This window comes from Xanthomonas sp. WHRI 8393, assembly GCF_040203315.1.
Taxonomy (GTDB): domain Bacteria; phylum Pseudomonadota; class Gammaproteobacteria; order Xanthomonadales; family Xanthomonadaceae; genus Xanthomonas; species Xanthomonas arboricola.
Genome location: NZ_JBEGGL010000002.1, coordinates 994555 through 1016118, shown reverse-complemented (window position 1 = coordinate 1016118; position 21564 = coordinate 994555). Strand labels below are relative to the sequence as shown.

Genomic DNA, 21564 nt, shown 5'->3' with positions numbered 1-21564 from the left:
GCGTGCTGGAGAGCGTTCCTGCGCAATGCCCCGGAGTTACTGATGAACAAGTTCAACGATTGGCCGATCCGCCGCAAATTGATGTTTGCCTTTTGCCTGAGTGCCGTGTTGACCGCCCTGCTTGGCGGGCTCGGTTTTTCGCGCATGCAGCAGATGCAGCGGCAGACCACCCTGATCAACCAGGACGTGGTGCCGGTGTTGAGCCGTCTATCCGAGCTACGTGGCTTTGCCGGCGAATTCCGCGTCTATGAAGTGGGCCAGTTCGTCAATCTGGACGATCCGGAACGCTATGCGATGTTCTTCAAGCGCATGGACGAGATCCAGGCCAAGTACGTCGAAACGCAAAAGCTGCTGGACGCCAAGATCGGCGCCGGCTCGCCGCTGCAGGCCGAATACGCGAAGCTGAGCGATGCCAGCACGCGTTACTTTGCCGCCAACCAGCAGCTGCGCAAGCTCTATGCAGAACCCGACCGCGCTGCGGCGATGGAATTTTCGCGCAAGCAGTCCGGCGAGATCCGCAAGGAACTGTTCGCCTCGGTCGACAAGCTGTATGCACAGCAATCCAAGGCCCTGAGCGACATGGTCGCGGCCAGCGACGCCTCGTTCAAGCTGACCAGCGCGGTGCTGCTGATCGGCACGCTGCTGATGGCCGCGCTGTCGGTGACCTTCGGCTGGCTGATCGCGCGCGGCATCACCAATCCGCTGTCCAAGGCGCTGGGCGCCATCAAGGCGGTCTCGCGTGGCGATCTGAGCGTGCAGGTCAGCAAGACCAGCAAGGACGAAATCGGCCAAATGCTCGACGCCACCGGCAGCATGACGCAGATGCTGCGCCGCTTCAGCGACGAAACCGCGCGCATGTCGCACCTGCATGCGGCCGAAGACATCACCCACCGCATGCCGGAGGATTTCCCCGGCGTGTACGGCACCCTGGCCGGCGGCATCAACACGATGATCTTCGAGCATCTGGATGCCATCACCGACGCGGTGCGCATCCTCAACCAGTACGCACAGGGCGATTTGACCCAGGACGCACGTCGTCTGCCGGCCAGCCGCGCCATCCTTCATGAGGCGATGGATGCGGCCAAGGCCAGCCTGTTGTCGATCAACACCGAGATCAAGCAGCTGGCGCAAGCCGCAGCGGCCGGCGATTTCAGCGCACGCGGCGACGCGACGCGCTTCAAGTACGACTTCGCGGTGATGGTGGCGGACCTGAACTCGATGATGGAGGTCAGCGACCGCAATCTGGGCAAGCTGTCGCAGCTGCTCGGCGCCGTCGCCGAAGGCGACCTGACCGCACGCATGGACGGCGAATTCCACGGCGTGTTCGCGCGCCTGCGCGACGATGCCAATGCCACCACCCAGCGCCTGACCGACATCGTCGGGCGCATCAAGCACTCCACCCTGGCCATCAACACCGCCGCTGGCGAAATCGCCGCCGGCAACCAGGACCTGTCGCAGCGCACCGAACAGCAGGCCGCCAACTTGGAAGAAACCGCTGCCTCGATGGAAGAGCTCACCTCCACCGTCAAGCAGAATGCCGAGCACGCACGCCAGGCCAACCAGCTGGCGATCGGCGCGGCCGATGTGGCCTCGCACGGCGGCAGCGTGGTCGGCCAGGTGGTCACCACCATGTCCGGTATCCAGACCTCGTCCAAGAAGATCGCCGAGATCATCAGCGTGATCGACGGCATCGCCTTCCAGACCAACATCCTGGCCTTGAATGCGGCGGTGGAAGCGGCGCGTGCCGGTGAACAGGGCCGCGGCTTTGCGGTGGTCGCCAGCGAAGTGCGCACGCTGGCGCAGCGTTCGGCCGGCGCCGCCAAGGAAATCAAGAGCCTGATCGACGACTCGGTCAGCAAGGTGGCCGAAGGCTCGGCGCTGGTGAACCAGGCCGGCACCACCATGAGCGAGATCGTCTCCTCGGTGCAGCGCGTGACCGACATCATGAGCGAAATCTCCGCCGCCTCGCAGGAACAGTCGGCCGGCATCGAGCAGGTCAACCAGACCGTCACCCACATGGACGAAGCCACCCAGCAAAACGCCGCGCTGGTGGAAGAAGCCACCGCCGCCGCGCGTTCGATGGAAGAACAGGCGCAGCAGCTCACCGAAGCGGTGGCCCTGTTCCGCCTGTCGGCCGAACTGGAAGCGGTGACGCGTGCCACACCGGTGCTGCGCCAGATCGCTGCCAAGCGGCCCGCTGCCGCCAGCGCAGCGGCGACCAAGCCGCCGGTCGCCAGGCCCGCTGCACGCGCCGCAGTGGCGCTGGCACCGTCCAACGAGTCGGATTGGGCCGAGTTCTAGGAAACGCCGCAGCGGCCGCGCACTGGCCGCTGTAAAAGACACAAGCCGCGCTCCTGGGAGCGCGGCTTTTTTATTGCCGCATCGCTTTTTGAAAAGACACATCAACCCGACAGGAAATAAAACAACTTTAAAATAACCTTTTACTTATGTAGCAATATTCAAACTGTCGAGTTCGGCATTATTTCCACTGGTAGCGATTACAAAAACCGATTAACTCCATCTCTGGCGACTTATATTCTTCACAAGCCTGACCGGGTTATATATTTTTTTGATATCGAGGTATTCAGCACTACGGTCGTGCGCCGTTACTGCGCATAGCGACATGTCACGCAAAATACGGGCTGGCATTATCCGGTCGCTCCCATCCATCGCATAACGCCTTCCAGGATCTGTCATGACTGCACTTCTCCAACGCTACAACGTCGGACCTCGGCTGGCGGCGGCTTTTGCTGTCCTGATCGTTTTATCCGGCCTCATTGCCTTTATCGGTTACCGCGGCCTGACTTCCGCGCGCGCGCTGGTGGACCAGCTGGTGCATCAGAACATGGAGAAGATCCGCCTCTCCCACGCCATGATGAATGCCAATTCCGTCATTGCGATGCAGATCCGTAACGTGGTGCTGCCCACCAGCAATGAAGATAATGTCAAGTTTATCGAGCTCATCCAGGCGGCGCGCGCCGACTACTCCAAGGCACGCGAAGTGCTGTATGCGATTCCACCGTCTGACCAGGGACGTGAGATCCGCGCAGAAATCGATCGCCGGCGCGCCGTGGTCAAGGCACTGAACGACAAGGTCATGGATCTGGTCATGACCGGCCACAGCGACGAGGCGCTGCCCTTGCTGCTGACCCAGGCCGCACCGGCGATGCAGCAATGGCAGGACAAGATCGCCGAGAACATCGCCCTGCAGGACAAGCTGGCTGGTGAGGCCTCTGCGGTCGCACTGCAATCCATGGACGACTCGCGCAAGCTGCTGGTCGGCGGCTCGCTGCTGGTGGTGCTGCTGAGCGGCGTGCTGGGCCTGCTGATCACCCGCAGCCTCACCCATCCGCTGAGCCGGGCCACCCGCGCAGCCGAATCGATTGCCGGCGGCAAACTGGATAACGACGTCGACACCCAATTCAACGACGAAAGCGGCCGTCTGCTCAAGGCGATGAGCAAGATGCAGCTGCAGTTGCGCAACCTGCTCGCCGCGCAGACCGACATGGCCAAGCGCCACGACGACGGCCAGATCAGCTTCCGCATCGATGCCACCGCCTTCCCCGGCGAGTACGGCCGCATGGCGCACGACACCAACACGTTGGTGGGCTCGCATATCGCGGTGAAGATGCGCCTGGCGCAGATCATGGGCCGCTACGCGATCGGCGACCTGTCCGAAGACATGGAGAAACTGCCCGGCGAAAAGGCCGTGCTCAGCGAGACCATGGCGCAGGTCAAGGTCAATCTCGGTGCGATGAATACCGAGATCAAGCACCTGGCCGTGTCGGCGGCCAACGGCGACTTCAGCGCCCGCGGCGATGCCGAGCGCTTCCAGTACGACTTCCGCCTGATGGTGGAAAGCCTCAACAACCTGATGTCCACCGCCGACGGCAACCTGCAGTCGCTCTCCACCCTGCTGCAGTCCATCGCCGCCGGCGACCTCACCGCGCGCATGAGCGGCGACTTCCGCGGGGTGTTCGCGCAGATGCGTGACGACGCCAATGCCACGGCCACGCAGCTGGCCGAGATCGTCAGCGGCATCAAGGCCTCGGCGGTGTCGATCAAGGGCGCCGCCAGCGAGATCGCGGCCGGCAACCAGGATCTGTCGCAGCGCACCGAGCAGCAGGCTGCCAATCTGGAAGAAACCGCCGCCTCGATGGAAGAGCTCACCTCCACCGTCAAGCAGAACGCCGAAAGCGCACGCCAGGCCAACCAGCTCGCCATCGGCGCGGCCGGCGTGGCCTCGCAGGGCGGCGAGATCGTCAGCAAGGTGGTCGAGACGATGAGCGGCATCGAAGCCTCGTCCAAGAAGATCGCCGACATCATCTCGGTCATCGACGGCATCTCGTTCCAGACCAACATCCTGGCCTTGAACGCTGCGGTGGAAGCCGCCCGCGCCGGCGAGCAGGGCCGCGGCTTTGCCGTGGTCGCCTCGGAAGTGCGCACGCTGGCGCAGCGCTCGTCCGCGGCGGCCAGGGAGATCAAGGGGCTGATCGACGACTCGGTGCAGCGTGTCTCCGAGGGGTCGGTGCTGGTGCACAGCGCCGGCAAGACCATGGGCGAGATCGTGTCCAGCGTGCAGCGGGTCACCGACATCATGGGCGAGATCTCCGCTGCCTCGCAGGAGCAGTCCTCCGGCATCGAGCAGGTCAACCAGACCGTCACCCAGATGGACGAGGCCACCCAGCAGAACGCCGCGCTAGTGGAAGAAGCTACCGCCGCCGCACGTGCGCTGGAAGACCAGGCCACCCAGCTCACCGACGCGGTGGCGGTGTTCAAGACCGATGCCGCCCATGCCCTGGCGCCGGTGCGCACCGCCGCGCCGCGGCCGGTGGTGACTCCCGCGCTGAAGGCCAAGGTGGTCGCGGCCGGACGCACCGCCGCGTCCAAGCCGCGCGCCGTGGTCACCGCACCAAGCAACGACGCCAGCTGGCAGGAGTTCTGAGCCAAGCGAGCACAACAGTCTGAATGGAGCCGGTCGGCATCGATGCCGACCGGCTCAAGGCATAACTGTTATGGGCCGATAGGCTGCGTACGCCTACGAGAATCCTCCATGACCACTTCGCCCGCGCTGTCGCCGCAGACCGCCCCACCCTCTCACCAGCGCTGGAGCGGCCGCTGGGATGATCTGGCGATCGCCAAGAAACTCGGCATGATCGGCATCCTGGCCTTGGCCGGCCTGGTCATTCCGGTACTGCTGTACAGCGGCAAGCTCAACGAAAGTGTGGCCATCAGCAGCAACGAGTTGCGTAGCTATGCGCCGCTTGGGCAGATGCTGGGCCTGATCACCGACCTGCACGCCGCCCACGTCGACAGCGGTGACGCCGCTGCAGCCGCGGCCGCGCGCGCCGATCGCGATCTGCAACAACTGCTGGCCACCACCGCCACGATGCCGGGCTTCGAACGCAGCCAGAAGGCCTTGCTGGGCCTGCAGCAGCGTCACGTTGCCAGTGCCGCTGCAGACGGCTACGCCGCGGTCAGCGAGCAGGCGTTTGCTGCGCTCGACGCCTTGCGCGACGACAGCCAGCTGGTCTATACCCCTTATATCGAGAGCTACCACCTGGTGGTGGCCACCCTGATCTACAGCCCCGATGCCACCGAATCGCTGACCCGCCTGGATGCGGCCAGCGATCCGTCGCAGGCGGCCGACAGCCGCGCCATGCTGCGCGAACAGCTCGGCCAGTTGGCTCGCAGCCATGCGCGCTTCCGGCATGAGCTGGACAAGGCGATGGGCCTGCTGGAACAACCCGACCCCGCCCTGGCCGATGCCGCCAGGACCGAAACCGCGCGTGCAACCGCGGCGCTGGCCGCACTCGGCACCGCGCTGGACGGCAGCGACGCCAACGCCGACACCCAATGGAACGCTGCGCTCGACGATCTCGGCCAAGCCATGCAGGCGCTCAGCAGCGTCTCGCTGCAGGCCTTGCAGCGCCAGTCCGAACGCCACCTGGCCGATGCCCGCAACGCGATGTGGCAGGCCATTGCCGGGTTGACGCTGCTGGCGGTGCTGATCGCAGCGCTGGGCTGGTACACCTTGTCGCGGCTGACCCGCAATGTGCGCCGCGCCGCTGTGGTGGCCGCCAATATCGCGCAAGGCCAGCTCGGCGAGCGCATCGCCGCGCCCAGCCGCGATGAAACCGGCCAGCTGCTCGACAACATGCGCCGGATGCAGGAGCAGCTGCAGCGGGTGCTGGCCGCGCAGAGCGAGATGGCCCAGCGCCACGACGCCGGCCAGATCAGTTATCGCATGGACGCCGAGACCTTCCCGGGCGCGTACGCCACCATGGTGCGCGACACCAACGCGCTGGTCGGCTCGCATATCGCGGTGAAGATGAAACTCGCCCAGATCATGTCGCGTTATGCCATCGGCGACCTGAGCCAGGACATGGACCGCCTGCCCGGCGAAAAAGCCGTGTTCAGCGACACCATGGACGCGGTCAAGCGCAACCTGTCTGCGATGAACAGCGAGATCAAGCTGCTGGCGCAGGCTGCAGCCACCGGCGATTTCAGCGTGCGTGGCGATACCCAGCGCTTCCAGCACGACTTCCTGGCCATGGTGGAAAGCCTCAACCAGCTGATGGCCACCGCCGATGGCAATCTGGGCGCGCTATCCAGCGTGCTGCGGGCCATCGCCGCCGGCGACCTCACCACCCGCATGCATGGTGACTTCCACGGCGTATTCGCGCAGATGCGCGACGATGCCAATGCCACCGTGGTGCAACTGGCCGATATCGTCGGACGCATCCAGCAGTCCACCGACACGATCAACGATGCCGCCAGCGAGATTGCCGCCGGCAACCAGGACCTGTCGCAGCGCACCGAGCAGCAGGCCGCCAACCTGGAAGAAACCGCCGCCTCGATGGAGGAACTCACCTCCACCGTGCGCAACAACGCCGAGCATGCGCGGCGCGCCAACCAGCTGGTGGTCGGTGCCGCCGCGGTGGCCGCGCAAGGTGGCACGGTGGTCGGCGAAGTGGTCGGCACCATGGCCGGCATCCAGGCCGCCTCGCGCAAGATCGCCGACATCATCTCGGTCATCGACGGCATCGCGTTCCAGACCAATATCCTGGCCTTGAATGCGGCGGTGGAAGCTGCACGCGCCGGCGAACAGGGGCGCGGCTTTGCGGTGGTCGCCTCCGAGGTACGTACCCTGGCGCAGCGCTCGGCCGGCGCGGCCAAGGAGATCAAGCAGCTGATCGACGATTCGGTGAACCGGGTCGAGCAAGGCAACGTGCTGGTCAGCCAGGCCGGCCGCACCATGCAGGACATCGTCGATTCGGTGCGCGGCGTCACCGAGATCATGCACGAGATCAGCGAAGCCTCGCAGCAGCAGTCGCAGGGTATCGAACAGGTCGGCCAGACCATCGCGCAGATGGACCAATCCACCCAGCAGAACGCCGCGCTGGTGGAAGAAGCCACTGCCGCCGCGCGTGCGATGGAAGCACAGGCGCAGCAGCTGCGCGATGCGGTGTCGGTGTTCCAACTGCACGGCCTCGCCAGGCCAGCCAGGCTCGTGCGCGCCGCGTGACGCGGTCGCATGCGGATGTGCGTGTGCGCGCCGCGCGGTCTGTCGCACACCTGCGGGCCGGCGTACGGGGCTCTCGTGCAACGTGACAGCCCCTGTTCCGTGAGAAAGCGCTGCATCTGATCCAAACCAATGCAGCGGCATGAGATCACCGCTGCCGCGTCAACACGGCGCAGGGCACGTTCGATGCCTGGCGCAGGCAAAGCCCTGCTTCTACGCGCGGTTGCGACAAGGTCGCATCGCCGGGTGGATTGCTACATCCGCCGGTGTCTTGCACCCGGCCATGCTCGCGCCTGGCGTCTCGCATCGCGCCCGATGGGGTGAGATAGATGTGAATCCGCCGATGCGGGCAGGCGCGTTGATAGCGCTCCCATCAGCATTTTTCGGCCGTTTGTGCACATGCGCGTCACTTCGGTGACGGCCACCCATACGCAGCGGGGCTGACCAGTTCAGTGCCATAGCCGCTGGCCGTTACCTACAACGGCACGCCTACCTGCCTTGCAATCGCCCGGGCCGCGCTACGGCCCGGGCGATGGATCGGCTGGATGCCTGCCTGCTGCGCCGTCACTGCGCATCGCCCACGCGTCAACCCGACGCGTCTTGTTCCTTCTTGTCCCACTGCCTTGAGACCCCCAAATGATCGCTCTTCTTCAACGGTACAACGTCGGCAAGCGCCTGAGCTTCGCCTTCGGCACGCTGATCCTGTTGTCGTGCGCACTTGTCGCCGCCGGCCTGCATACATTGGCGCAGGCCCGCGATCGCATGGACACGGTGGTCAACCGCAACATCACGATCATGCAGTACGCTCAGGACATGACCAACGCCACCTCGGTCATCGCCGTGCAGTTGCGCAACATCGTGTTGCCGACCTCGCAAGAAGACAATCTGCGCTTCTACGCCATCATCAAGAACCAGCTGAAGAGCTACGAAGACACGCGCCGCAAGCTGTATGCGTTTTCGGCCTCGCCCCAGGCCACCCAGATCCGCGAGCGGATCGACCTTGCCAGTGAGCAGGCCCGCGAGACCAGGGACACCGTCGTGCAGCTGGGCCTGACCGGCAAGGCTGATGAGGCACTCAAGCTGTTGCTGGAAAAGGCCGCACCGGGCACGCAGCAATGGCAGGATGCGTTGACGGAGTATTCGGATCTGCAGCGTCAGCGCACCCAGGAAGCCTATGTGGCCACGACGGCAGAAATGGCCCGCGGCCGTGCGCTGTTGATCGGCGGCGGCGTGGCGGTGGTGCTGTTCAGTACCCTGCTCGGCTTCCTGATCACCCGCAGCCTGGTGCGCCCGTTGACCCAGGCCACCCGCGCCGCCGAAGCGATCGCCAACGGCAATCTCGACAACGACGTACGCACGCAGTCCAACGACGAAACCGGCCGCCTGTTGCAGGCCATGGATCGCATGCAGGGCCAGGTGCGCAACCTCATCACCGCGCAGCTGGACATGGCCAAGCGCCACGATGATGGTCAGATCAGCTTCCGCATGGATGCCGGCGCCTTCCCGGGCGACTTCGGCCGCATGGCCAAGGACACCAACGAGCTGGTCGCCGCGCACATCAAGGTCAAGATGCAGACCATCCACCTGGTGGAGCGCTATGCGATCGGTGACCTGAGCGAAGACATGCCGCAGCTGCCGGGCGAAAAAGCCGCCATCACCACGGCAATGAATCAGGTCAAATTGAACCTGTCGACGATGAACGCCGAGATCAAGCAGCTGGCACAGGCCGCCGCCAACGGCGACTTCACCGCGCGTGGCAATGCCGAGCAGTTCCAGTTCGACTTCCGCATCATGGTGGAAAGCCTCAACACCTTGATGGCCACCGCCGACGGCAACCTGCAGTCGCTGTCCGGCCTGCTGCAGTCGATCGCCGCCGGCGATCTCACCGCACGCATGAGTGGCCAGTACCAGGGCGTGTTTGCACAGATGCGCGACGACGCCAACGCCACCGCCGAACAGCTGGCCGGCATCGTGGGCCGCATCCAGAGCGCTGCCGACGCGATCGGCCTGGCATCAGGCGAAATCGCTTCCGGCAACCAGGATCTGTCGCAGCGCACCGAGCAGCAGGCCGCCAACCTGGAAGAAACCGCCGCCTCGATGGAAGAGCTCACCTCCACCGTCAAGCAGAATGCCGAACACGCCAGCCAGGCCAACCAGCTCGCCATCGGCGCGGCGGCAGTGGCGTCGCAGGGCGGCGATGTGGTGGCCAAGGTGGTCACCACCATGTCCGACATCCAGAGCTCGTCGAAGAAGATCGCCGAGATCATCAGCGTGATCGACGGCATCGCGTTCCAGACCAATATCCTGGCCTTGAATGCCGCGGTGGAAGCGGCGCGTGCCGGCGAACAGGGGCGCGGCTTTGCAGTGGTCGCCAGCGAAGTACGCACCCTGGCGCAGCGCTCGGCCGGTGCGGCCAAGGAGATCAAGCACCTGATCGACGACTCGGTCGACAAGGTCACCCAGGGTGCCACCCTGGTCGACCAGGCCGGTACCACCATGGCCGAAATCGTTGCCAGCGTGCAGCGCGTCACCAACATCATGGGCGAGATTTCCTCTGCGTCGCAGGAGCAGTACTCCGGCATCGAGCAGGTCAACCAGACCGTGACCCAGATGGACGAGACCACCCAGCAGAATGCCGCGCTGGTGGAAGAAGCCACCGCCGCCGCACGGGCGATGGAAGAACAGGCCCAGCAGCTCACCGAAGCGGTCGCCGTGTTCAAGGTTGCCGAACACGCACCGGTGGCGCGCCAGTTGTCGGCCATTGCCAATGCGCCCGCCAATGCCCGCAGCACACCGCGCCCGATCGCCCGCGCCAGCACGGCCGCGCCCGTGCGCCGCAGCACCGCGGGTGCATCGGCAACGGCAAACGACGTGGGCGACTGGCAGGAGTTCTAAACCGCCAACAGGTGCTGTCAGCACATCGACAGCAGTGCACGCCAGTTGTTGCAACCGGCGTGCACGATGCGCGGGATACATATGCTCGACACCACGCTCGAGCACGCGGCCTTGCAGTTCCGCATCCGCAGCAAGGTCACAACGGCACCGCACACGCGGTGCCGTTTTGCGTTGTGCGCGCCATGCCAACTGTCCGCAAGCCCGCATACACCGCGTCCGGCGTGAAAACGCACTTCACATCGCGCACCCCGGACTCTCTCGCGTTGCCTCCAAAACCGCGTTCAACGGGTGTTTTCTAGGGGAATTCCTGACACACCCCCACCAATTCCCTACCCCTTGTACACATGGCAGTCACGTGCCTGAGACCCGGCTTTACCGGCCAGCCCGGCTTGCCTCAATACAGCAGTTCTAACGCCGTTATCTGACCGACGCATCACACAAGGCATGACGTGCGACGCACTGCTCCAGCACTGCATCGCATGCCAGTCCACCTAACGGCACATTCGCTCAGGTCACCCAATGAATTCCTTTCTGCACCGCTTCAACGTCGGCAAGCGCCTCTCCCTGGCCTTCGGCGTGCTGATCCTTCTGTCCTGCGCGCTGGTGGCCGCCGGCCTGTACACGCTCAGCCAGGCGCGTGAGCGCCTGGATACCATCGTCAACCGCAACATGGCGATGATCCAGTACGCCACCGACATGCTGGACGCCAATGCCACCATCTCGTTGAACCTGCGCAACATCGTGCTGCCGACCACTGCCGAGCAGAATCGCCAGTTCGGCGAAGTGATCGACGCCCAGCGCATCCGCTACAAGGAACTGCGCGAGAAGCTCTACGCGTTCCCCGCCGACGCGCACGACCAGCAATTGCGCAACGCGCTGGATCTGACCCGCGAGCAGGCGCTGGCGCATAACCAGCAGGTGCGCGAACTGGGCACGGCCGGTAAGGTCGACCAGGCCATGCCGATCCTGCTCGAACGCGCCGCACCGGCCACCCAGCGCTGGCAGGATGCGATCCGCACCTACTCGGACGCGCAGCGCAAGAGCAGCCAGCTGGCCTACGACCAGGCCAATGCCTCGATGGCGCGTGGCCGCGCCATGCTGATCGGCGGCGGCCTGGCCGTGGTGCTGCTGAGCGCCCTGCTGGCCTGGACGATCACCCGCAGCCTCACCGGCCCGTTGAACCGCGCCACCCGCGCCGCCGAGGCGATCGCCGACGGCCGGCTCGATAACCAAGTGCACAGCGAGGCCAGCGATGAAACCGGTCGTCTGCTGCAGGCAATGGACAAGATGCAGTCGCAGGTGCGCAACCTGATCACCGCGCAGCTTGACATGGCCAAGCGCCACGACAACGGCCAGATCAGCTTCCGCATGGATGCCGACGCGTTCCCGGGCGACTACGGCCGCATGGCCGGCGATACCAACGCCCTGGTCGACAGCCACGTCCAGGTCACGCTGCGTCTGGCGCAGATCATGGGCCGCTACGCCATCGGCGACCTCAGCGAGGACATGGACGCGCTGCCCGGCGAAAAGGCCAGGCTGACCGACACCATGGCGCAGGTGAAAACCAACCTGGCGGCGATGAATCAGCAGATCAAGCAGCTGGCCCAGTCGGCTGCCGACGGCAACTTCGGTGCACGCGGCGATGCGGCGCAGTTCCAGTTCGATTTCCGCGTCATGGTCGAGAGCCTCAACCAGTTGATGGCCACCGCCGACGGCAGCCTGCAGTCGTTGTCGGGCATCCTGCGCGCGATTGCGGCGGGCGACCTGACCGCACGCATGGACGGCGAGTTCAAGGGCGTGTTTGCACAGATGCGCGACGACGCCAACGCCACCGCGACCCAGTTGTCCGGCATCGTCGGGCACATCCAGCACTCGGCCACCTCGATCAACGCCGCCGCCAGCGAGATCGCCGCCGGCAACCAGGATCTGTCGCAGCGCACCGAACAGCAGGCCGCCAACCTGGAGGAAACCGCCGCCTCGATGGAGGAGCTCACCTCCACCGTGCGCCAGAACGCCGAAAGCGCACGCCAGGCCAATCAACTCGCCATCGGCGCCGCCAGCGTGGCCTCGCAGGGCGGCGAGGTGGTCAGCAGGGTGGTCGACACCATGAGCGGCATCGAGGCCTCGTCCAAGCGCATCGCCGACATCATCAGCGTCATCGACGGCATCTCGTTCCAGACCAACATCCTGGCCCTGAATGCAGCAGTGGAAGCAGCGCGTGCCGGCGACCAGGGCCGCGGCTTTGCGGTGGTCGCCTCCGAGGTGCGCACCCTGGCACAGCGTTCGTCGGCGGCGGCCAAGGAGATCAAGAGCCTGATCGACGACTCCGTGCAGCGGGTGGCCGACGGTTCGCAGCTGGTGGACCAGGCCGGCAAGACCATGGCCGAGATCGTGGCCAGCGTGCAGCGTGTCACCAACATCATGGGCGAGATCTCCGCCGCCTCGCAGGAACAGTCGGCCGGCATCGAGCAGGTCAACCAGACCGTCACCCACATGGACGAAGCCACCCAGCAAAACGCCGCGCTGGTGGAAGAAGCCACCGCCGCCGCCCGCGCGATGGAAGAACAGGCCCAGCAGCTCACCGAGGCGGTGGCCGTGTTCAAGATCGTCGAGCAGGGCCCGGCCGCACGTCAGCCCGCGTCGATGGTCGCTGCGCCGGTCAATGCACGCTTTGCCGCCCGCCCGGCTGCCCGTGCCGGCAGCAACGCGGCCCCGCGCCGCAGCAACACCGGCAAGACGACGGTGGCAGCCACCGCCGATCCGAGCGACTGGCAGGAGTTCTGAGCCCCACCGCAACGCGTCACACCCGCAGTCTCCAGAAATACCATTCGAGCGCAGTTTGATTCGGTGACGAATCTTGAGGGTCGCTTCCTGGCGAGGGAAGCGGCCCTTTTTTTGTTCCGAGAATCTGTCGACATCCGCCGGCGGGCGTCAGGCGACGCGTCATACTTCATCAAGAATTAACAATTACTACATCGCCGCAGCGGCCCAATCGGGAAAGCGAACTGGACAATTGTGCGGATTTCGACACAAACCATCAATTAATTGCATAAACGGCCGCTATCGACTTCACGCATCCGTAACGCCCTCCCCCGGGCAAGGTCGATTCCTCATGCACTCCTTCAACCGCCTGTCCGTCGGCACCCGGCTGTCCGCGCTGCTGACCGTGGTGATCGCGCTCTCCCTCGGCCTGCTGGCCCTGACCATCTACCGCCAGTCCGCCGACGACATCGAATCCCAGGTCAAGGCCGAGCTGCGCTCCAGCACCCGGTTGATGCAGCAGTCGGTGGCGATGTACGACGTCACCCTGACCGAGGGCACCCAGCGCCTGGGCAGCGTATTTGAGACCATGCTCCCCAGCGGCGAGCGCACTCTCGACACCGCCAGCACCGTCGCCATCGGCGCGCAGCAGACGCCGTCGCTGCGTGCCGGCAAGCATGCACTGAATCTCAACTTCGACGCCGTGGATCGCTTCGCGCAGACCGCCGGCGGGGTCGCCACGATCTTTGCGCGCACCGGTGACGACTTCGTGCGCATCACCACCTCGCTGCGCAACAAGCAGAACGAGCGCGTGATCGGCACCCTGCTCGACCGCAAGGGCAAGGCCTACGCCGCACTGTCGCAAGGCAAGGCCTTCACCGGCCAGGCGCAGCTGTTCGGCGAGCAGTACATGACCCATTACCAGCCGCTGCGCAACGCCGCCGGCGAGGTGATCGGCGCACTGTTCGTCGGGCGCAACTACACCCAGGGCCTGGCCGCGCTGAAGGCGCAGGTCAGCACCACCAAGCTGGGCCAGGACGGTTATTTCCTCATCGTCGACATGGCGCCGGGCGAGCACCAGGGCCAGGTCATCGCCGCACCGCCGGGCACACCGGCCACGCTGGCGGCGCTGGTGCCGGCCGAGCAGCAATCGCTGCTGCAGTCGGTGCTGGACGGCAAGCAGCCCAGCGCCAGCCTGCAGTTGCGCGATGCCCAGGGCAACGCCCAGGCCTTCGAAGTCACCGCCCAGCGCTACGCGCCGTGGCAGTGGGCGGTGATCGGCACCCAGCCGCGCAGTGCCATCGACGGCCCGCTGGACGAGCTGATGGGCAGCATGCTGCTGTTCTCGCTGGTGGTGCTGGGCCTGTGCATCGCAGTGGTCTTCATCGCCGCGCGCAAGATGGTCACCCGCCCGCTGCTGGCGGTGGAACGCGTGCTCGGCGATGTGGCTGCCGGGCGCCTGGACAACCCGATCGAGATCGACCGCCACGACGAACTCGGTCGCCTGCTGCTCAACGCGCGCGCCATGCGCGACGACCTGCGCGCGCGGCTGCAACGCGATCAGCTGATCGCCAGCGAAGCGCTGCGCGTGCGCACCGCGCTGGACGATGTCAGCACCAACGTGATGATCGCCGATGCCGATCGCCGCATCATCTACGTCAACCGCCCGCTGCAACGCATGCTCAAGAGCGTGCAGGACGAACTGCGCCGCGACCTGCCCAACTTCGATGCCGATGCGCTGATCGATGCCAGCATCGACCAGTTCCATCGCAAGCCCGAGCACCAGGCACGCATGCTCGACCAGCTCACCGGCACGCACACCGCGCAGATCCATGTGGGTGGCCGCACCATGCGGCTGGTGGTCAACCCGGTGCTGGGCGCGGCCGGCGAGCGCATGGGCTTTGTGGTCGAGTGGGCCGACCGCACCCAGGAAGTCCAGGTGGAACAGGAGGTCGCACGTATCGTGCAGGCCGCCGCCGCCGGCGACCTGAGCGAGCGCGTCGGCCTGGAAGGCAAGCAGGGCTTCCTGCTGCTGCTCGCCCAGCAACTCAACGCGCTGCTGGACAACAACGCGGACGGGCTGTCGCGCGTGTCCGCCCTGCTCTCTGCGTTGTCGCAGGGCGATCTGACCGCGCGCATGGATGGCGACCTGCAAGGCGTGTTCGCCACCATCCGCGACGATGCCAATGCCACTGCCGACCAGCTGGCCGGCATCGTGCGCCGGATCAAGGACTCCTCGCTGGCGATCAACTCGGCCGCCACCGAGATCGCCACCGGCAATGGCGACCTGTCGCGTCGCACCGAACAGCAGGCCGCGGCCCTGGAAGAAACCGCCGCCTCGATGGAGGAGCTCACCGCCACCGTCAAGCAAAATGCCGACAACGCCGACCAGGCCAATCGGCTGGTGCTGGACGCCGCCGGCGTGGCGGCCCAGGGCGGCGATGTGGTCGGCCGCGTGGTCACCACCATGGCCGACATCGACACCTCGTCCAAGAAGATCGCCGAGATCATCGGCGTCATCGACGGCATCGCCTTCCAGACCAATATCCTGGCCTTGAACGCGGCAGTGGAAGCCGCACGCGCCGGCGAACAGGGCCGCGGCTTCGCCGTGGTCGCCTCGGAAGTACGTACGCTTGCACAGCGTTCGGCCGGCGCAGCCAAGGAGATCAAGCACCTGATCCAGGACTCGGTCACCCGCATCGGCAACGGCGCCGCACTGGCGTCCGAAGCCGGCAACACCATGCAGCAGGTGGTCAGCTCGGTGCAGCGCGTCACCGACATCATGAACGAGATCACCAGCGCCTCGCGCGAGCAGGCCGCCGGCATCACCCAGGTCAACCAGACCGTCACCCAGATGGACGAAACCACCCAGCAGAACGCCGCGCTGGTGGAAGAAGCCACCGCGGCTGCACGCGCGATGGAAGACCAGGCCGCGCAACTGGTGGATGCAGTGGCCGTGTTCCGCCTGGAACAGCAGGACCAGCTGAACACCTTGCTGGCCAACGCACGCCACGCCTACACCTGATGCGACAGACGACGACGGCGCGCCCGTCGAATATGTAAGTCGAGGGCGCGATGCCCTCGCCGCTTGCGGGACAGGCCATCAATCCGTCAGTGGAGACTGCGCCTCGTCGTTGAGGCGCGATCCGCTGATTGAATCAAAAGCTCAGTGAGTCGAGTGCGCGGTGCCCTCACCGCTCGCGGGACACGCCGTGCATCCGTCCATGGAGGCTCCTTGGCGGCATCCATGCCGCCAAGGGTCCCGCAACCGGCGAGGACACCGCGCCAGACAGCTAGTCGGCTGCTTTCTTGAAAGCGTATTGTTCGGCTTGCGAATGGAAAATGGTCAGAGGTTGATCGAACGCTTAGTGATCCGACCAGCACATGTCATGCATCGCTTCCCCTATGCATACCGACCATCTCAACTGGTCCTTGCCCGCTCACCGTCGCGGGACCTTACGCGGCATGGATGCCGCGTAAGAGCCTACAGGGACGTACTTGCGGCGTGTCCTGCGATGGTGGGCGGGCAAGGGCCCTGCAGCCAGCCCGCAGATCACCCGCTCTGCGACTTATATATCTGCACTACCCAAGTCCATCGAAACACGGCAACTAAAAAAGAGGCCTGGAACCCTGCACACAGACCATTTCCACTGGTCCCTGTCCGCCCACCGTCGCGGGACCTTTCGCGGCATGGATGCCGCGCCACCGCCTAAATGGATGGACTTGCAGCGTGTTCTGCGATGGCGGGCGGACAAGGGCCCTGCAGCCAAGCGGCAGCACCACGCGCTCTACACTTGATCCATGTGCACTATTAGCCGCTGGGAACACAACGCCCAAAGCAACAAGGCTTCACGCAGCAGTTTTTCGTCAGCCGCTCTTAAAGATTTCGCTTTGCCGCCGATATCAAGGCGACGCCGGGACAACCGTTCCGGCGTCTTCCCGCATCCACAGTACCTGTGCCCATGTCCCAAGGCGATACCTCAGAGTTGGACCACGACGCAGACCACCTTGCCGAAGGTGACGAGCGCTATCTGCTGCGCAACAAACGGCAGATCCGTGGCCTGCTACGCCAGTTGCTCGACCAGCGCGCCATCGTGACCATGCATGTGGCCGGGCGCGACATGGCCGTGCCCACCGCCGTGCTCGAGGTGGACGAAGACGACGACTGCGTGATTCTGGACGGCAGCCATAACGAGGCCTCCAACCGCGCCATCCAGGACGCCAAGTACCTGCTGTGCTACGCACAACTGGAACGGGTCAATATCCGCTTCCGCCTGGAAACGCCCGAGCGGCTGGAGCGCGACATCCACGTCGCCTTCCGCGCCGAGCTGCCCGAGGCGATGTATCACCTGCAGCGTCGCGAGTCGTACCGGCTGGAAACGCCGATCACCGACTCGCCCGTCTGCATCATTCGCCAGGACGAGGCACAGGGTGGCAATCTCAACCTGCAGCTGCGCGTGATCGATATCAGCAGCGGCGGCCTGGCGGTCTCGCTCACCGATGGCATGCCTCTGCTCGAACCGCAGCACACCTACCGCAATTGCACGCTGCAACTGCCCGACACCGCGCCGATCACCCTGCCGCTGACGGTGTGCAGCCAGTACAAGCAAACCCTGCCCAACGGCAGCGAAGGTTTCCGCGTCGGCATGCAGTTCAGCGACCTGCCACGCGGCGCCGACGAGACCATCCAGCGCTACATCTTCCGGGTCGACCGCCAGCGCAATGCGCGCAAGAGCGGCGTGTTCTGAACCCACCCGCACCAGCCACGGCGCGCGGCTAAAGTTGCCCTGCGCTGCGCCGATGTTGCTAGGGCAATCCTCATCCGCATGCTTTTCCTATAGCTGCAATCCGACACTCAGCCGCAACGCCCGGAGTTTCCATGAACGACAAAAGCACGACCACCGGCACCGGTGGTGAATTCCTCAGCTTCGCCCTGGGCGAAGAACACTACGGCGTGGACATCCTGAAGGTGCAGGAAATCCGCGGCTACGATTCGGTCACCCGCCTGCCCGACGCACCGGACTACATCAAGGGTGTGATCAACCTGCGCGGCACCATCGTGCCGGTGATCGACCTGCGCCTGAAGCTGCGTCTGAAAGAAGCGCGCTACGACGCCTTCACCGTGATGATCGTGCTCAACGTCGAAGACCGCGTCGTCGGCATCGTGGTGGACAGCGTCTCGGACGTGATTCCGCTCAACGACGATCAGATCCGCCCCACCCCTGAATTCGGCGCCTCGGTCGACACCCGCTTCATCTCGGGCATCGGCACCCAGGACGATCGCATGCTGATCCTGCTGGATATCGAGACCCTGCTGGACAGCACCGAGCTCGGACAGCAGCAGCTGGCCGAAGAAGCGGCCTGATTCAGACCATCTGGTGTCGGGAGCTTCCCGACACGAGACGCACAACGAAGTTGAAGTGAGATAGAAATCACGTTTTTCGGATTCAAGTTGAACGGCGGCTAGCCGATAGCTGAATAGAAGCCCGCGTACACAAACGGGTCACCGTTCGACTTTTGATTCTGGAGAATCCCTATGAAGTTCCTGCTCTCGCTCCTCCCCGTCGCTGCTCTCGTGATTGTTGCTCCCACGCTGTCGGCTCAGTCGCAGGAAATGATTCCGCCGGAAATGGCGACCCGTTTCGTCGGCAAGGACGGCATGGTGTGCGGCAAGGTCGAAAAGGCCAAGTACGCCCAGAGCTCGGAAGGTGAACCCACCTTCCTGTACATGGGTGGCATGTTCCCGCGTCACACCTTCTCGGCCCGCATCGACGGCGCCAACCGCGGCAAGTTCAGCTTTGCCCCGGAAAGCCTGGAAGGCAAGGACGTCTGTGTGCTCGGCAAGATCCAGCGCGACAGCTCGCGTGCCGAAATCGAAGTCAGCTCGCCGGCCAGCCTGAAGCTGGCCACCATCAAGTAATCGCCCCGCAGATCGCCACGCTTTCGCGCGTGGCGATCTGCCGTTTGCGGTTATGCGCACTGACTTCTATCGGGGAATCGTGTCAATGCAATGGATCAACAATCTCAAACTGATGCCCAAGCTGATGCTGGCGTTCGGCATCGTGCTGCTGATCATGCTGGTGCAGGGCATCATCGCCTATGCGGGCCTGGCGTCGCTCAATAACGTCACCCGCGACCTGGCCGGCAACACCATGTCCAGCGTGCGCGAAGCAGGCGACCTGCGCGGCATGCTCGGCGAATATCGAAATGCGGCCTATCAGAATCTGGTGCGCGCCAGCGACTCGGTCAAGCAGGAAGCCAAGGTCCGCGCCAAGCGGCTCCATGGCGAAATCGATGCCACGATCAAGGGCTATCCCCGCCTGATCGAGAGCCCGCAGCAGAAGAAGCTGTTCGACGTGTTCGTGGCCGACTGGAAGAAGGCAGCCGCGTCCTACGCCAGCGTCGACGAAATGATCGAGCTCAATCTGCCCGACGATGCCGTCGACACCTTCGTCGGCGAGACCCGCACCCTGCACAACAAGGCCAAGGATTCGCTGGCCGCATTGATCGTCGAAGACAACAAGTTGGCGCAGGCTGCCAAGAGCAAGGCCGAAAAGGTCCATGCCACCTCGGTGTCGCTGACCGTGATGGTGCTGTTGATCGGCATCGCCGGTGGCCTGGGCCTGGCATTCCTGTTCGCACGCTCCATCGTCAAGAGCATGCGCGGCGCCGTGTCCACCGCCACCGAAATCGCCAGCGGCAAGCTCGATGGCCAGATCAATGTGCAGGGCCAGGACGAAGTGGGCGAACTGATGCGCTCCATGCACCGCATGCAGCGCGACCTGAAGGAACGCATCGAACGCGATCAGAAGATCGCCGACGAAAACCTGCGTATCCGTACCGCGCTGGACGAATCGTCCACCGGCACCTTCATCACCAATGCCGATCGCACCATCATCTACGCCAACGAGGCGTTCATGAAGATTGTGACGCATTACGAAGGCAGCATCCGCCTGGCATCGTCCGACTTCGATGCGACCAAGATCATCGGCCAGCACATCAGCTATCTCGGCATGCCCGAATCGACCGTGCGCAAGGCCATCGCAGCACTGGAACGCGACGGCATCACCAGCTTCGAAGAGCGCTATGGCGAGTTCGTGGTGACCCAGACCGTCACCTCGATCAAGAACGAGCACGGCGAAAGCACCGGCGAGGTCTGCGAGTGGCGCGACCGCACCATCGAAGTCCAGGTCGAAGAAGAAGTCGCCCGCATCGTGCGTGCCGCCGCCAGCGGCGACATGAGCGGCCGGGTGGAAACCGACGGCAAGCAGGGCTTCTTCCTGCAGCTGGCCCAGCAGCTCAACGGCCTGCTGGATGCCAATGCCGGCAGCCTGGAGCAGATCTCGGCATTGCTGTCGGCGCTGTCGCGCGGTGACCTGACCGTGCGCATGCATGGCGAATTCAGCGGCGTGTTCGCACAGATGCGCGACGATGCCAATGCCACCGCCGAGCAGCTGGCCGACATCGTCGGGCGCATCAAGTTCTCGTCCACGGCGATCAACTCGGCGGCCGGCGAGATCGCCTCCGGCAACAGCGATCTGTCGCATCGTACCGAGCAGCAGGCCGCCAATCTGGAAGAAACCGCCGCCTCGATGGAGGAGCTCACCTCCACCGTCCGGCAGAACGCCGAAAGCGCCCGTCAGGCCAACCAGCTGGCCATCGGCGCCACCGGCGTGGCCTCGCAGGGCGGCGAGGTGGTCTCGCAGGTGGTCACCACCATGTCGGGCATCGAAGCCTCGTCCAAGAAGATCGCCGACATCATCTCGGTGATCGACGGCATCGCGTTCCAGACTAACATCCTGGCCCTGAACGCGGCGGTGGAAGCCGCTCGTGCCGGCGAACAGGGTCGCGGCTTTGCCGTGGTCGCCTCGGAAGTGCGTACGCTGGCACAGCGCTCGGCCGGTGCCGCCAAGGAGATCAAGGGCCTGATCGACGACTCCGTGCACAAGGTGGCCGAGGGCTCGGCCCTGGTACGCAAGGCCGGTGCAACCATGGCCGAGATCGTGGCCAGCGTGCAGCGCGTGACCGACATCATGGGCGAGATCTCTGCGGCCTCGCAGGAACAGTCGACCGGCATCGAGCAGGTCAACCAGACCATCACCCAGATGGACGAGACCACCCAGCAGAACGCCGCCCTGGTGGAAGAAGCCACTGCGGCCGCACGCTCGATGGAAGAACAGGCCGGCCACCTGGCCGAAGCGGTGTCGGTGTTCAAGCTGGACGAGCCGGCCGCCCCGGCCGCGCGCGTACGCCCGGTCGCCTCGCGCCCGGTCGCGGTGAAGTCCGCAGCCAAGGCGGCGACGCGTGAAGCCACCCCATCGCGCCCGGCCAAGCCGCAGGCCGCGCTGGCCGACGGTAACTGGCAGGAGTTCTAAGCCGCTGCT

10 protein-coding genes and 1 pseudogene are annotated in these 21564 nt (G+C 64.8%); 10 read left to right on the top strand and 1 reads right to left on the bottom strand.

Annotated features, from left to right (window positions below; genetic code table 11):
* Positions 1-42: 42 nt before the first annotated feature.
* The 6 genes from ABQ137_RS10410 to ABQ137_RS10385 all read left to right on the top strand — a co-directional run bounded on the left by ABQ137_RS10410 (position 43) and on the right by ABQ137_RS10385 (position 16205).
* Positions 43-2301: a methyl-accepting chemotaxis protein gene (locus ABQ137_RS10410; RefSeq protein WP_349782305.1), complete on the top strand. Its 2259-nt coding sequence runs from the start codon at positions 43-45 to the stop codon at positions 2299-2301.
* Between the two features lie 394 nt (positions 2302-2695).
* The gene (locus ABQ137_RS10405) at positions 2696-4945 is read left to right on the top strand and encodes a methyl-accepting chemotaxis protein (protein WP_349782303.1); all 2250 of its coding nucleotides are present in this window, start codon (positions 2696-2698) and stop codon (positions 4943-4945) included.
* 108 nt (positions 4946-5053) lie between these two features.
* Complete coding sequence (locus tag ABQ137_RS10400) at positions 5054-7528, top strand: methyl-accepting chemotaxis protein (protein WP_349782301.1); 2475 nt, start codon at positions 5054-5056, stop codon at positions 7526-7528.
* Positions 7529-8161: 633 nt separating this feature from the next.
* Positions 8162-10420, top strand: a complete 2259-nt coding sequence (locus tag ABQ137_RS10395) for a methyl-accepting chemotaxis protein (protein ID WP_349782299.1) — start codon at positions 8162-8164, stop codon at positions 10418-10420.
* Positions 10421-10939: 519 nt separating this feature from the next.
* Positions 10940-13204, top strand: coding sequence for a methyl-accepting chemotaxis protein (locus ABQ137_RS10390; RefSeq protein WP_349782297.1), 2265 nt, complete (start codon positions 10940-10942; stop codon positions 13202-13204).
* A gap of 328 nt (positions 13205-13532) precedes the next feature.
* Positions 13533-16205, top strand: coding sequence for a methyl-accepting chemotaxis protein (locus ABQ137_RS10385; RefSeq protein WP_349782295.1), 2673 nt, complete (start codon positions 13533-13535; stop codon positions 16203-16205).
* Positions 16206-16291: 86 nt separating this feature from the next.
* On the opposite strand, the pseudogene ABQ137_RS20675 reads toward ABQ137_RS10385, so the two are convergent.
* Positions 16292-16471: pseudogene (locus tag ABQ137_RS20675) on the bottom strand (hypothetical protein); the annotation flags it as partial.
* A 671-nt stretch (positions 16472-17142) separates the two neighbouring features.
* Here ABQ137_RS20675 and ABQ137_RS10380 point away from each other — a divergent pair.
* The 4 genes from ABQ137_RS10380 to ABQ137_RS10365 all read left to right on the top strand — a co-directional run bounded on the left by ABQ137_RS10380 (position 17143) and on the right by ABQ137_RS10365 (position 21555).
* Positions 17143-17928, top strand: a complete 786-nt coding sequence (locus ABQ137_RS10380; RefSeq protein ID WP_349782293.1) for a flagellar brake protein — start codon at positions 17143-17145, stop codon at positions 17926-17928.
* Between the two features lie 131 nt (positions 17929-18059).
* A complete protein-coding gene (locus ABQ137_RS10375; protein ID WP_016904902.1) occupies positions 18060-18545 on the top strand; it encodes a chemotaxis protein CheW in 486 nt (161 codons plus the stop codon).
* Positions 18546-18716: 171 nt separating this feature from the next.
* Positions 18717-19100 (top strand): hypothetical protein, encoded by a 384-nt coding sequence (locus ABQ137_RS10370; RefSeq protein WP_005993867.1) that lies wholly within the window; start codon positions 18717-18719, stop codon positions 19098-19100.
* Between the two features lie 85 nt (positions 19101-19185).
* Positions 19186-21555: a methyl-accepting chemotaxis protein gene (locus ABQ137_RS10365; RefSeq protein ID WP_349782291.1), complete on the top strand. Its 2370-nt coding sequence runs from the start codon at positions 19186-19188 to the stop codon at positions 21553-21555.
* Positions 21556-21564: the final 9 nt, after the last annotated feature.